This window comes from Pleionea litopenaei, assembly GCF_031198435.1.
In the GTDB taxonomy this organism is placed as follows: domain Bacteria; phylum Pseudomonadota; class Gammaproteobacteria; order Enterobacterales; family Kangiellaceae; genus Pleionea; species Pleionea litopenaei.
Window position 1 is genome coordinate 2,385,946 of the sequence record NZ_CP133548.1, and the last position, 14,785, is coordinate 2,400,730.

11 protein-coding genes are annotated in these 14,785 nt (G+C 43.6%); 4 read left to right on the forward strand and 7 right to left on the reverse strand.

Going from position 1 to position 14,785, the window contains the following annotated elements:
- Window positions 1-24: 24 nt before the first annotated feature.
- Complete coding sequence (locus tag Q9312_RS10740; RefSeq protein ID WP_309200844.1) at window positions 25-249, reverse strand: DUF6316 family protein; 225 nt, start codon at window positions 247-249, stop codon at window positions 25-27.
- Window positions 250-570: 321 nt separating this feature from the next.
- On the reverse strand, window positions 571-855 hold the full coding sequence (gene metJ / locus Q9312_RS10745; RefSeq protein WP_309200845.1) for a met regulon transcriptional regulator MetJ: 285 nt from the start codon (window positions 853-855) through the stop codon (window positions 571-573).
- Between the two features lie 159 nt (window positions 856-1,014).
- On the opposite strand from metJ, the gene metX reads away from it, so the two are divergent.
- From metX to metL, 3 genes are read left to right on the forward strand one after another with little or no spacing between them, the layout of a single operon-like run.
- The gene (gene metX, locus Q9312_RS10750) at window positions 1,015-2,028 is read left to right on the forward strand and encodes a homoserine O-succinyltransferase MetX (protein WP_309200846.1); all 1,014 of its coding nucleotides are present in this window, start codon (window positions 1,015-1,017) and stop codon (window positions 2,026-2,028) included.
- Between the two features lie 12 nt (window positions 2,029-2,040).
- Complete coding sequence (gene metB, locus Q9312_RS10755; protein WP_309200847.1) at window positions 2,041-3,234, forward strand: cystathionine gamma-synthase; 1,194 nt, start codon at window positions 2,041-2,043, stop codon at window positions 3,232-3,234.
- 1 nt (window position 3,235) lies between these two features.
- Entirely contained in the window at window positions 3,236-5,665 is a 2,430-nt protein-coding gene (gene metL, locus Q9312_RS10760; RefSeq protein ID WP_309200848.1) for a bifunctional aspartate kinase/homoserine dehydrogenase II, read from the forward strand.
- An 88-nt stretch (window positions 5,666-5,753) separates the two neighbouring features.
- Here the strand turns inward: metL and Q9312_RS10765 are convergent, their stop codons facing one another.
- The 4 genes from Q9312_RS10765 to Q9312_RS10780 form a co-directional block, all read right to left on the reverse strand.
- Window positions 5,754-7,049 carry a PilT/PilU family type 4a pilus ATPase gene (locus Q9312_RS10765; RefSeq protein ID WP_309200849.1) on the reverse strand — a complete coding sequence of 432 codons (1,296 nt, stop codon included), beginning with the start codon at window positions 7,047-7,049 and terminating at the stop codon, window positions 5,754-5,756.
- A gap of 102 nt (window positions 7,050-7,151) precedes the next feature.
- Window positions 7,152-8,096, reverse strand: coding sequence for a DUF4097 family beta strand repeat-containing protein (locus Q9312_RS10770; protein WP_309200850.1), 945 nt, complete (start codon window positions 8,094-8,096; stop codon window positions 7,152-7,154).
- 73 nt (window positions 8,097-8,169) lie between these two features.
- A complete protein-coding gene (locus tag Q9312_RS10775) occupies window positions 8,170-9,408 on the reverse strand; it encodes an MFS transporter (RefSeq protein ID WP_309200851.1) in 1,239 nt (412 codons plus the stop codon).
- Window positions 9,409-9,590: 182 nt separating this feature from the next.
- Window positions 9,591-10,340: an NAD-dependent deacylase gene (locus Q9312_RS10780; RefSeq protein WP_309200852.1), complete on the reverse strand. Its 750-nt coding sequence runs from the start codon at window positions 10,338-10,340 to the stop codon at window positions 9,591-9,593.
- A gap of 135 nt (window positions 10,341-10,475) precedes the next feature.
- On the opposite strand from Q9312_RS10780, the gene Q9312_RS10785 reads away from it, so the two are divergent.
- On the forward strand, window positions 10,476-12,101 hold the full coding sequence (locus Q9312_RS10785; RefSeq protein WP_309200853.1) for a methyl-accepting chemotaxis protein: 1,626 nt from the start codon (window positions 10,476-10,478) through the stop codon (window positions 12,099-12,101).
- Window positions 12,102-12,189: 88 nt separating this feature from the next.
- On the opposite strand, the gene Q9312_RS10790 is transcribed toward Q9312_RS10785, so the two are convergent.
- Window positions 12,190-14,754 carry a hybrid sensor histidine kinase/response regulator gene (locus Q9312_RS10790; RefSeq protein WP_309200854.1) on the reverse strand — a complete coding sequence of 855 codons (2,565 nt, stop codon included), beginning with the start codon at window positions 14,752-14,754 and terminating at the stop codon, window positions 12,190-12,192.
- Window positions 14,755-14,785: the final 31 nt, after the last annotated feature.

A 14,785-nucleotide genomic window follows, 5' to 3' on the forward strand; every position in this document is an offset into this window, starting at 1 on the left:
GAATCAACTTAAAATCAATGCTTGTTAAATGACCTTCTGAATCTTAGCAAAAGGCAAGTTAATTCCCTGCTGCTTCACATCCTTATAGATTCGTACCGCGCGCATGGTGGTGTCTTTACTGTCGAACGGACCAAACGCATCTCCTTCCGCACTTTCAAAGAACCACTGGTCTTGAGTTTTGTAGACACGACTCGAGCGATAAAAAATGGAATATTGATGTTCGTTTTTTAGCGAATCCAATGTTTTCATTTCCCGCTCCCTTGGTTTTCGTGATTTATAACTATTAGTCGAACTTGCTCGAAAAATCGATAAGAAGGTCAGAAAATATCACCTTATTCAATATTTCTTTAAAAGCAGCCGTTATTTACGACAATAACTGCCTGTTTTTTATGGAGTTAAATATTTAAGGGAAAATTCGAAATATGACGCGTTATGAAAGCTTTAGTTGTTATGCAGCAATCTCAGATACTCTTTTTAATGATAAAAAGATGTCATTTATTACAGAAATCAAATATCCAGTGCTTTTTGGGATATTTAAATGGGCAGCGAACGAAACACTGCCCAGATAGATTAGTTCTTGTCGTTCTCAATTAACCAATATTCGGTTTCTTCTCGAGACTTTGACAAGTCTTCGTCGCCCGGTAGTGGTTGGCCTGTGTAAGCGTGTAAAAATGCTTCGCAGAGTAACTCACTGTTGGTCGCATGACGCAGATTGTTAACTTGCCGCCGGGTCCGCTCATCAGTAAGAATTTTCAATACTTTCAAAGGAATTGAAACCGTAATTTTCTTAACTTCCTGACTCTTCTTACCGTGTTCAGCGTAAGGACAGATACCTTCCCCTTTTCGCTCAGCCATTGGACACCTCAAATTGTATTCGACGCGCTGATCTTACCGAGCTGGTCTTATCTGTCAATTAACTCCGCATTTTTTTCATCTTTAGACGTCTACACATCTTGACATCCAATTGAGTCAACTTTATATTTAGCCATCTAAACGTCTAGACGGTAATTTTCCATGCACTCTCTTGAATCTATTGCACAAGGCTCACAGACTCGCATTTTGCGGGCGTGCTGTGATCTACCCTCTAGATTCGACCTTCACCACGGCGGATATATTCAAGATGGACGGGTTGCCTTTACCCTATATGGACAGCCAGAAGCCCCATGTGTGTTGGTGCTCGGTGGAATATCGGCCGGCCGAGACATTGCCCACCAGACCGATCAGTTCGCCTCAGGATGGTGGAGATATCATCTTGGTGAAGGCAATAGCATCGATTTAACGAAGTACTGCGTGCTAGGAATTGACTACCTCGGTGGCAATGGTGAAAGCAGTGCGCCAGAGCGCGACTCCGACCAAACGCGTCAAGCCATTTCGACATTTGATCAGGCCAATGCCATTGGCGTTGTGTTGAGCCATCTAGGTATCGAGCGCTTAGCCGCCGCTATAGGAAGCTCTTACGGTGGCATGGTGACGCTGGCTCTTTCTTGTCAATCGACGATTACTTTAGGCAAAGCCTTAGTGATCAGTGCAGCCGATCAACCAGATCCTGTCAGTACCGCTCTGCGTGAAATTCAACGACAAATTGTTCTGCTCGGACACCACTCAGCTCAACCAAAACAAGCATTAAAACTGGCTAGAGCGTTAGCCATGATTACCTATCGCTCAGCCGATGAATTTAGACAACGATTTGCTAATGACAACGCCATTTTAGAACATGGCTTTCATGCCGATGTCATCGATTACTTAAATAACCGCGGCGAATTATTCAGCCAGCGCTTCAGCGCCAAAGCGTTTTACCGTCTTTCGCAATCCATCGATCTGCATCGAGTTGAGCTCTCGCAACTGAGTTGTCCTTTAACTTGTGTGTCCGTTCTCGAAGATAAACTGATTCCGCACGACTCAATGCAACGAATGGCCGCCAAGGCCAACGCAGAACTTCAAACTTTACAATCAATTTACGGTCACGATGCTTTTTTAAAAGAACAACAGAGCATTGCATGGATCATTAAAAAATTTTTAACGAATTAAGCAGAGAATATTATGACTTTACAACACGACCGATTTGCCAGCGCTACCATCGCTGTAAAAGCAGGCATAGAAGCAGACTCAGCCCACGGTGCTGTGACACCACCATTGTACTTATCCAGTAACTACACATTTAAAGATTTTGCGGAGCCACGTCAATATGACTATTCACGTTCCGGAAATCCAACTCGTGATTTACTGGCAGATGCCATTAATGAACTAGAAGGGGGTGCGGGAGCGGTCATCACTTCAACGGGAATGTCGGCGGTTTTTTTGATCACTCAATTATTGCAAGCAAATGATTTAGTGATTGCTCCTCATGATTGCTACGGCGGTACTTATCGACTGTTCAAAAGCTTATCTGATAAAGGACAATTTCGCGTATTATTTGTCGATCAAAATGACCCCATAGCGATTAATGATGCGCTTTCACACAATCCGCGCTTACTTTGGATTGAAACACCCAGTAATCCGCTACTACGCATTGTTGACGTCGAGACTTTAGTCACCCAAGCTCATCAACACAATTGCTTGGTTGCCGTCGACAATACGTTTTTAACTCCAGTGTATCAAAAACCTTTTGAACTGGGTGCTGACTTAGTTGTGCATTCAACCACTAAATACATCAATGGCCACAGTGATGTTGTCGGTGGAGCCGCCATTGCTAGAACCCCTGAGCTTGCTGAAAAGTTACGCTGGTGGGCAAACTGCGTTGGGATTACCGCGAGTCCTTTCGATAGCTTTTTAACCCTTCGCGGATTACGAACGCTCAATGCGCGCCTAAAGCAACATGAAATCAATACTCAAATCATTCTTGATTATTTAGTGGCGCATCCTCAAGTGAGTAACGTTTATCATCCTTCGTTACCCACTCATCCTGGTCATGAGATTGCTAAGAAACAACAAAAAGGCTTTGGCATTATGCTCAGTTTTGAGCTGCAAGGCGGTGAAAGCGAAGTTCGAGCGTTCGTTAGCGTGTTGCAACAATTCTCGCTTGCCGAATCACTCGGTGGTGTTGAATCGCTAGTTTGTCACCCTGCAACCATGACTCACGCAGCCATGGATCCGGCCGCTCGTGAAACGGCTGGCATTGGTAACACATTGCTACGGCTTTCCATTGGAATTGAAGACAGTGACGATTTGCTCAATGATCTTAAACGAGGCTTTTTTGCAGCGTCTCAATGTCGCGTGAATCAAAAGGTAGGGTGACATGGGCAGCTCCGTTCTTAAAAAACAGCAAATACGATTTAAACAACTCGATTTGCCTCACTCCATATATAAATTTGGCGGTAGCTCTTTAGCCAACGCGCGCGGTTTTCGAAAAGCCGCGCGAATTATTTCACAACAACTTAAACCGAATGATCTGGTTGTCGTTTCGGCCTCAGGAAATACCACCGACTGGCTCATTGCTTGTTGCGAGCAAAATAATGAGCAGTTCGATTTCTTACAGAAAATCAGATACCACCATCGTGCAATTATCAATGATTGCTTTATTGCTGACCAACGACAAAAACTCCTCGACACTTTAGAGCAACATCTTAATTGGATAGAACGTCATTTAGCCTATTCCAATCAAGGGAGTTTTAAAAACGATATCATAGCCTTCGGAGAACTTTGGTCTGCACTTATTCTATCTTATCTGCTTGAGCATATTGGTGTGCCCGCTAGCTGGATAGACGCGCGGCGTTGTCTTAAAGTTCTGAATATCAATGAACAAATAAGCATCGATTTTGAACAATCCAAAAAGTATTTAGAAGAACACCTAAAATCACGTCAACAACGAATCACGGTTGTAACTGGTTATATTGCTAGTGATGGTGATAATAAAACATGTTTATTAGGGCGAAATGGTAGTGATTACAGCGCAACCTTATTAGCTAATCTAACCACCGCGAAAGAAGTAAAAATATGGACGGATGTCGCTGGAATCTATAATTTTGATCCTAATTTAAGTAGCCAAGCCAAACCCATTGAGAAATTAAATCTTAGTCTAACCAAAACTCTGGCTCTGCTCGGCTCACCGGTTCTGCATCAAAAAACGCTTGAGCCCATCTGCAACTCTAAAATCCAGCTCTCGATTGGCTCTACCTTTAGCCCTGATCTTCCAGGTTCTAAAATTTGCATCAATGACGGCTTTAACGCAAACAGTGTGGTCACTCATCGCAATGGATTAATCGAATTCTGTTTCACTTTGAAATCAGATATCGACCTTCATCGATTAAACAAACAGTTAATCATTCAACAAAATCTTAACAATGAATTTTCATTATTACTCAAGCATGGGCAGCGCTCGCTTCGCCTGCTTGTAGAAGAAAACAATGTTAAGCAATGGCAGCAAACAATCCAAGCAATTGCACAGAGCACGGCAGAAAATCAGAGTACTTCAACGTTCATATTCGAACAGAAAAGAGTATCCACATTAGCGCTAGCTCGAGAGTGCTCTAGTAACTATGAGTATCATCGGCATTTTTTCAAAACCTTCATTCGAGAGAGAAAACTTGACGCGCAATTACTTGATTTAGAGCATGCTTGCGTCGCCATTCTCCCTCAACCAGAGATCGATGATCTTGCAATACAATGTTTCGATGCTTGGACACAATACACTGAGACGATTGCTGTGTTCTTATTGGGCATTGGTAATGTTGGAGCAACCTGGTTAAAGCAAGTAGAGAGTCGGCAAGGCCACTCGTTTCAAGTTGTTCTAAAATCAAATTCAAAAACTCTTTTTCTACTCGACTCACAGCAATCGTTTGACACTATTGATAACTCTTCGGAGCAACTCGTTGAGCTAATTAGAAACGCGCCTTTCAAGAATAAGGTTGTTATTGACGCGACGGCTAGCAGTAGCATTACTCAATCTTATTCGCGATTTTTCGAACTGGGCATCCACTTGATTTCAGCGAATAAAGAAGCCGCTTCATCAAAACAAGAGTTACTTGATTCATTACACGCATGTGCTCAAGACCATCATTGCTGGTGGCTGCAAAACGCAACCGTTGGTGCAGGCTTGCCGATTAACTATGCCATTAACGATTTATTAAGTTGTGGTGACTCAGTAACATCGATTAGAGGGGTGTTTTCAGGAACACTCTCTTGGTTGTTGCAAACTTACGATGGAACACGAGCTTTATCGGAATTAATTCAAGAAGCTAAGGCTCTGGGTTATGCTGAACCTGATCCTCGTGTTGACTTGTCTGGCCATGATGTCTTAAGAAAATTAATGATTCTAATTCGACTGACCGGACAACAAATTGATCAATCGGATGTCACTATTACTCCTCTTTTGGATGCCAGTTTATTCGAGTTATCTGAGGCAGACTTCTGGCAACAGAAAGAAGACTTCGATCGTGACTTTAATCGACGATGGCAAAAAGCCAAGAATGAAGGTCGGCGCTTGGTCTACCAGGCAGAGTATTCACTAGACAAAGGCGCAAGCTGTGGCCTAGTCGAAGTATCCGAAAGTGACCCACTCGCACAAATTAGCCCGTGTGATAATGTATTTGTTATCCAAACATCCTGGTATCAAGATAATCCTCTCATTATTCGAGGACCTGGAGCAGGAAGAGAAGTGACTGCTGCGGCGGTTCAGTCTGATTTAAATCATATTGTTTCAAGAATTAATGCCGTTTCTCAAAAATAACACAACAATCCTTCCAGAATCATCATTGGTTCTGGAAGGTCATCCAAGTTAATTAAATCAACCGCAATTTAGAAATCGATGGCAAAACTTAATCTTTGCTCTCTTCCTCTGGAGACCCTTCATCAATGGTAAAGGTCGCTCGTCCTTTGGGTGCTTCTTCTGAATCTTCGGTAGCCTCGAGTTCAAGAGTTAAGCCAGATGACGTTGCCATGGACGATTGTGCTTGAGACGGCTGAGCTTGGGGTGCTTCTGTTTCAGGTTCACTATTTTCTTTCGCAGGTTGTGCCGATGGAACCACAGGTTTCGTTGCACCGTTTTCTTTTCCTGCTAGTTTAATCATCAACCGAAGATTGTTCGGCGAATCAGCATTTTTTAATGCTTCATCCAGCGATATTTTTTCATCTTCCCAAAGTCTAAATAAAGCTCGGTCAAACGTTTGCATGCCTAAATTTAGCGATTTCTCCATAATTTCTTTAATCTCATGAACTTCTCCGCGTTTCACGAGTTCTTGCACGGTAGGGCTACCTAATAAAATTTCAATCGCAGCGCATCGTTTTCCATCGATGGTCGGAACTAATCGCTGCGAAACAAACGCTTTTAAATTTAAAGACAAGTCATTCAGTAATTGATTGCGTCGTTCTTCAGGAAAAAAGTTAATAATTCTATCGAGCGCCTGATTGGCATTATTGGCATGTAAAGTTGATATAGCAAGATGACCTGTTTCTGCAAATGCCAGTGCATGCTCCATCGTTTCTCGGTCACGAATTTCACCAATCAAGATAACATCGGGGGCTTGACGCAAGGTGTTTTTTAACGCTTCGTGAAAGCTTAACGTATCTACCCCCACTTCACGTTGATTAACAATGCAACGCTTGTGGCGATGAACAAACTCGACCGGATCCTCAATCGTAATAATATGACCGCCTTCTTTTGCATTGCTATTTCGATAATCAATCAAGGCCGCTAAAGAAGTTGATTTACCGGATCCGGTGCCACCAACAAACAAAATGAGCCCACGTTTTTCCATAATAACTTTGGTGAGAACGTCAGGCAGTCCTAAATTTTTGTAGTTCGGAATATCGGTTTTTATATTACGTATAACAAGCGCAATATCATTTCTTTGTTTAAAAATATTGACTCGAAAACGACCGACGCCTTTTTCAGAAATAGCAAGGTTCATTTCTAGCTGTTGTTCAAAATCTTTTTGCTGATCTTCCGACATTACTTGATAGGCTATTTCCTTAATACGAGCTTGTGTTAATGGATCTCGCTCTAAAGGCTTTAGCACCCCTTGAAATTTCGCACAGGGAGGAGCTCCCGTGCTGAGGTATAGGTCAGAGCCATCTTTGGTGGCTAATATTTTTAAAAAATCCAAAAATTCCATCGCGTTGCCTAAATCGGTTCAGTCTCAGCTTAAAAGCTTAGAACAGAGAGCTGCGATGGCAAGCGAAAAGGAAAAAGAAATGCCTTTTCGCTTGCTGGAAGATTAATCTTCTTTGATATAGACGCTTCCAGAGCTAGTTTGCAACTCCAACTCAGGACCACCACCGTTAATTGGCCCGCGCAACTTGTATTTTGCCTCGGTTTCACCATTCACAGGAAAGTCAGAGTAAACTTTACGTCCACGAGCATATAAGTTAACCGCAATATCTTTGCTCAATCGCGCAGTAATGCTTCCTCCACTGGTCGAAATATCAGAATTTCCCTTTGGTTGTTGCGTGAAAGTCACATCAACACTGCCACCAGAAGTGCGAGCTTTCACTTCGCCACCGGCATTTTTAATACGAATACTACCGCCCGACGTCGCCACATCGGCTGGTCCAGTCACCAATCCCAATGAAATACTGCCGCCACTGGTACGTCCGTGTAACGTTCCTTTGATATCACCTAGAGAAAGCGATCCACCACTGGTTCGCACTCGAACATCGCCTTCAGCGCCATCAACAGAAATAGAGCCTCCCGACGTTCGTCCATCGATATTTCCAATGATGTTGCCGAAAGTTAGACTACCACCCGACGTTCGAACATCGACATTGCCTTGCAAATCGTCAATACTGATTGAACCGCCCGCCGTTTCTAGTTGAACATTGAATTCCTTAGGAACGACCAAGCTAAACTTAACGCGTCGTGAACCCCAGCCCCAATCACTCGATTGTTTGTCACCATCGATACGTAGACCTCCATTTGAAGGATTAAAGCGAACTGAAAACTCATCGTCATCCAGTCCTTCAATTTCGATTTTTGCAGTGATTTGACTGCTGCTATGAGTTTCCACATGTATTGAACCAATATCAGTATCGACAACTAAGTCAGCACCAGCTTTGACATCAAAGGTTTTCTCGACCGTTTGGTCGGCAAAACTTAATTGACTCCAACTCAACATCACACTGAACAATGAAATGCTTAATGTGGAATGCCACTGTTTTTTCATTTTTAGACTCCTCGAATACGGTTACTCAGTAAGACGCTTACGTGGTCATTTTGGTTTAAAATTATTTTTCTACTTAATTCCCTAACAGAGGGTTGCGGCGATAGATCCACTGACAAATCATCCACGCGACGAAAGCGTAGGTCATTAATATCATCATGATCAGTCGAATACTGATCTGCTGGTCAATCATAATACCCAATGCTATTGGGGTGATGGCTGTCGACAGTACCATTATCGCACTAACCAAGGATCGAATAGCGCCTAAATGTCGAGTGCCATACACCTCTGGCCAAAGAGAACCAATAACAGGGCCGCTCGCGCCAACCGAAAAACCGGCTAAAAACATGAACGCCAGCCACCCGATAAATGAGTTGCTCAGTAAACAGACCGTTGCAAGAAATAACGGAAGCAAATAAAACCGGAGAACTTTAAACGCGCCTAAACGATCCACTAAGGTACCGGTAAACAGCGAGCCTAAGGCATGAGTAACGCCATAAAGCACCATGCTACTGGCCAAGGCAGCAAGCGACCAACCTCTCGATTCTGCCCAAAATACTTGATGAAAAAACACACCGGTAATAATCGCCGCTGGGGCTAATATGGCCAATAGCGCGAACCAAAATTGCTGATCTTTAATCACTTGCCCCCGCGTCCAGTGAATAGATTGTCCTTCCGGAGTCTTATCTTGAGAGGGTGACGCGCTTGCAGAAGCCTGCTCAATGGGTTGACGAACGGGGGCGTCTCCTAAACTCCATAAAATCACGGGAACAAAAATACAGACTAATAACGCCGCCAAAATGAGCCAGGTTTCACGCCATCCGAAAGCCGCAATACTGGCGGCTGCAGCAAGGGGAAGGATCAATTCACCGACCGGCATTCCCATGGCCGCTGTGCTAATGGCTTTTCCTCGATTAGCATCATAGTAGCGCGCCATCGAAGTAAAAGCCGTGTGTCCGGTCAGCCCTTGGCCGCAAAATCGAATCATCAAAAAGCCAAGAAATAACATCCAAACACTAACGGCGGTCGCCATCACTAATGTTGCCGCAAGGGTACCGACTAACACCCATATCGTGAACTGGCGAAGAGAACTAGTGTCTAACCGCCCTCCAATCAACATCAAACTAAAACCACTGATCAAAGTCGCCAAAGAATAATAAAAACTGTACTGAGTATGGTCGAGGGAGAAAGCTTGTCGCAGCTCTCCACCAAACACAGAGATGAAAAAGGTTTGGCCATAGTTACCAACAAAAACCAGAAAAAAGCCAAAACAAAGAAAACGTAAATTACTGCGAATGAACGGAATATAGCCCAAAATTGATTCTCAAATATTGAATAAAGGTGATTGGCGGCTCAGCTTAACGCGATCAAATAAGCTGCCCCTTCTTTTCGCAGCAGTATAACGGTTAGGACAAACGCGCACCAAACAAGATTACGATTTTGTAATAAGACTCGCACCCAATATACCTTGATCACACTAAGCGTATTACTCGAGCGTCACTTCAGCAGCGATCGCAACCCCTCGAAAACTTTTCCTGCAGGCTCTGCAATGACCCAGTCAACCTGTGATGTCAATGCCGTCGCTTCGGGATTAATTTCAATTAACTGAGCGCCAGAGGCAGCGGCGATCTGCGCAAAGCCTGCGGCGGGATACACTTGTGCCGAGGTACCAATAGAAACAAAGACGTCGCATTCGGTTGTTGCTGCTTCAGATTGTTGAATTGAGCTCGCACTGAGCGACTCACCAAACCACACCACATCAGGGCGTAAATAGGCGCTTTGACATCTCGGACAAGTAATCAAAGGTGCCGAAAAATCGATGGCGTCTTCACGATAGCCGCAACTTGGATTGAAACACCGATTCATCATTAGCCTGCCATGCAGCTCACAGACTTGCTGACTGCCAGCACGGTGATGCAGCCCATCCACATTTTGCGTAATTAGAAACAAAGGTACGGATTGCGCGAGCTCAGCTAAACCATAGTGGGCGGCATTTGGCTGAGCAGCGCCTACTTGTGAGCGGCGCCATTGGTACCAATCCCAGACTCGCTGCGGCGCTTCAATAAAGCCTTCAGCGCTGGCCAACTGGTAAGGATCAAAGCGCGACCAATAACTGTCTTGATCACCGCGAAAAGTTGCTATGCCGCTTTCGGCAGAAACTCCCGCCCCCGTCATGACGACTAACCTCTTAGCTGTCATAAAAGTGTCATACAAATTCATCAGCATTTTTTCTTGAGTTTTTAGCATTTTACGAGAAATTACCTACACTTAAACTACGAATACAAAGGTTCATAATAACCATTTTCACTGATGAAGCAGGTACGAGATCGTTTAACCCTATCTTCCCCTGAGCTCTCGTCTCCTTGGTATGAGGAATAAACCATGGCATTTTGGAGCAGTAGTTTACGCAACAAGCTTATCATTATTTTCGCCGGTGCTTTGATCATCAACACCATCCTATCAAGCATTTTCTTGCAGTTTGAGCGCAGCAGCGCTGTCCAATTAGAAAATTTAATTGAAAAGCAAGTTGATGAAGAACGACAAGTATCAGCGCTGGTTGCCAACTTTAAAATTCAGGTTCAAGAATGGAAAAACGTGTTAATTCGTGGCCACGATACCCAACAACGTGAAAAATATTGGGGTCGATTTGAAAAAATGCATGATCGCATTCAGCAAGATGCAAAAAAACTGCTCGGCAGCCTCAATGAAGGGCCGGCCAAAAGACTGGTCGACGACTTTCAAAAGCGACACGCTGAACTGAAAGCTTTGTATAAAAAAGGGTTAGATGCGTTTATCGCCTCAAATTTCGATCATAAAGCGGGCGATAAAGCAGTTTCTGGCATTGATCGAGCGCCGACCGAAACGCTCCAAAATGCCGCCGATGTTATCGCTCAAGCGGTTGCCGAATCCAGCACTCAAGCCATTAAAGACGCGCAGCAAATCAGCGCGATAGCGACGCCATCGATTATTATTATATCAATCGTCCTTATCGTATTGGCCTTAATGGTTCTGTCGAGCCAGTTCACCAAACCGGTTGCTTCGTTAATGGAGCATGTTGAGCGTTTCGGTCACGGCGACTTTTCTGTTCCCATCCACGCAAAATCTAGTGATGAACTGGGTAAAATGAGACAACAGCTAAGTAATTCACAGGCGTTTTTGCGTGACATGATGGCTCAAGTCAAAGAAGCCTCTGCTCAACTCAATCAAAATGCCGACACGGTCAATCGAGCATCGTCAGAGATTGCTCATGGCTCGCAAAGCACGGCGTCGCGCCTCGAGCAAACGGCCACCGCCGTCACAGAAATGACATCAACGGTGCAAGAGGTTGCGCAAAACGCTAGTGGTGCTGCAGAATCGGCCTCGAATGCTGATAATGCAGCCCAACAAGGTCTCAGCGTTATGAACCACACCATCGCTACCATTGACGGTCTTTCAAATGAAGTATCACAAGCGTCAGAAGTGATTCGAAAATTAGAAGAAGATACCAACAGTGTCGGCACGGTACTCGATGTTATTCGAGGTATTGCTGAACAAACCAACCTACTCGCGCTCAATGCCGCAATTGAGGCGGCACGTGCTGGCGAACAGGGCCGGGGCTTCGCCGTCGTGGCTGATGAAGTCAGAAATCTAGCGCAACGTACGCAAGAGTCCACCGCCGAAATTCAACAAATTATCGAGAATGTTCAAACCGGCGCTAAAGACGCCGTATCGGCCATGGAAAAAGGACGAGGCTCAACCTCCGCTTGTGTCGAACAAGCCAATCTAGCGGGTGTGTCGCTGAAAGAAATTACAGCGGCGGTTAATCAAATTCACAGTATGAATACTCAAATTGCAACCGCTGCTGAAGAACAAACCACGGTTTCGGAAGATATCAGTCAAAATATCAATGAAATCTCCACAGCAACGGCAGAAATACATAACAACGTACGTCAATTTAATCAGTTGGCCTCCTCGCTGGCAGAAATGGCGGAAGAGTTAGCCACAATCACAGACAAAGTTAAGGTTTAAATTTGCTTCTTTAAATCTGCTTCAATGAGGCTTGTATTACACCCTCATTTAGCGCCCCGTTGCGCCTGGCTCAAGCCAATGATTTAACTTAGCTCAACAAGCCGTACAGCACTCGTGTCATTTGGTTAAAGTCGACGGGCTTGGTTAGAAACTCTTCGACTTGTAACTGCTCTGCTCGTTCTCGACTCACTTCTGAACCATCAGCAGTGAGCGGAATGATTGGCACATCTGGCTGCAACGCCTTAAGCTCACCTATGATCTCGAATCCTGAGCGGTCAGGAAGACCAAGATCCAGTAAAATCAAATCATAACGCTCTGTATTGGCTTTATCTAAACCAGCGGCCGCACAATCGCCATTATCTATCTGAGTAGCGCCTTGCTTCTTCAGCCATGCTTGCACAATCATAAAGTTGGTTCGATTGTCTTCTATGTATAAAATTTTTCGACCGGTCAAATCAAGTTTCAGCTCTTCTTCGACTGCTTTGCTTTCTATATTCGGATGCTTAACCACGGGCATGGTTATCGTAAAATGACTTCCCTCATTTTCTATTGATGAAAAATCAATTTCGCCTCGCATTGCTCGCACCAGTTGGTAAGATAACGACAAGCCTATTCCACTGCCCTCGACTTTACTGTGCTCATGGGCCAGTCGGTTAAAGGGTTGAAAGACCTTATTTTGAAACTGATCAGGAATGCCAAATCCATTGTCGGATATGGTGAGCTTGATTAATCTGTCTTCAATAACGGTCGACTTGACGATAACGCGCCCACCTTCTCGGTTATATTTAATTGCATTACTGATCAAGTTCGAAATAGCTTGCTGCAATCTAAACTCATCGGCATTCACCACTAAGTCTTCTGTTGCTGAAATATCAAACATAAACTGAATGCCTTTATCTTTAATCTTTTGTTCAAACAATTCAGTCGACGCTTCCACTAATGGATTTAAATAACAGTGTTTAAGGGTTAAATTGAACTCTCCTAATTCCGATTTTGAGAGCACCAATAAATCTTCAATTAAAAAAACCAGAAATCGCCCTGCTTGCTCTGCTTTCGCTAATTGCTTACTCACACTTTCATCAAATGACTCCAGTTGCAGTAGTTGAATTTGTCCTAATATAGCGTTTAACGGCGTTCTTAATTCATGGCTAACTTTAGACAGCAACTCAGATTTCGCTTCGTTCTGTTTTTCCGCTGAAATTTTATCAGAGAGCGCTTCTTGTTGCGCAAAATGTGCCGCGACGAGTTTTTCTTGTGCGGCATCGAGTCGATCAAAAATCAATTGAATTTCATCAAACAAATGGTTTTGCGTTTCCGTGTCAACTTGGGCCGTTAAACTTAACGAAGTAAAGCGCTTGACCAACTTATCAATGGGAGAATGTAGCTTTCGAGATAACCATTCCGATAAAGCTAAAATAGCAATAAGGCTGATAATCCCGAGTAAAAGCAGCCACAATAACGCTTGGCTCAACGCTTCAACTTGTTTGCTACGCTGAGCTAAAAAATAAATAGACCAACCATTATCAGCGGTATCAAAACCAACTGTATATAACGTTGGATCTTGATTGAGAGTGACCACTTCTTTATACAAAGGATCCGGCTGAGACTGTATGACCACTTTGTCTAAAAAGTTCTGATGCAATCCTTCACTGGCATAGATAGTTTGCTCGGAATTATCAACAATGAGAATTTCAAATTCAACTGAGTTTGGTAACACAAATAATAAATCGAGGTCGTATAAATTTAAAGAGCCTTCAACAATACCGGCAAATTCTCCTTGTCCATCAATAATCGGCGCGCTAATGGCGACAATAGGGTCGTTACCAAAGCCTCGACCTTGAAACGCTTCTGATATAAACGGATGTAACATTTCTTTTGGAAAAGTAAAATACTCTCGATCGGCAACTCCACGGCTTTTATCGATTAGCTCAGCGGGGCTTGCAACAACCAATTCACCTTGTTGATCGGCAACTAACATCGTAATAAAACCGCTGTAGATAGCGTGGGTTTGAGAAATCAATGCTTGCTTTTGATAATCCGTCAAATCTTTATGCGGCTGATAATGAAGCGCTAAAGTTTGTACCGCCTTTTGATAACCAAATAAAAATTCGTTAACTCTATTTTTGGTTAACTGTACATAAGAATCATTAGAGCGTGCCGTTGAATCAATTAGATTTCTCTCAATGGCGTATTTTGTCAAAAGGAAAATACTGAATAGCGGAATCAGTAATACGGTCACTAAGACATCTTTAATAAAACTACTTAACTGCAAACGCGTTGCGAAAATTCGATGGTCGCGAAATATTGTGATCGCCATGATGATCACGTTCGCAAGCAAAGTATAAAGCACACCGTTTAAAGGTTGTTTTAGTACAATGACACCCGCCAACGCGTTTAATTCAAGGCCAGAGTTTGAGGTCAGAAAGGTTGCTAATGGAATTCCTATGATTAGCCAATACAATAAGTCCGTATAAAATACATTCCAACCTCGTCGCACACCTTTGTAATAAACAACACATTCTAATAAATAAAGAATCGCATTGTTCAGCGACCCCCATAGCCAACTCATATGACCGAGTACTAAGAACGCAACCACCAAGGCGTAGCTAACTGGCAGACGTCGAATCGCAACAAAGATAATGGCAGGTGACAAAATCCACTCGATTGGCGCGATAAATGGAAAT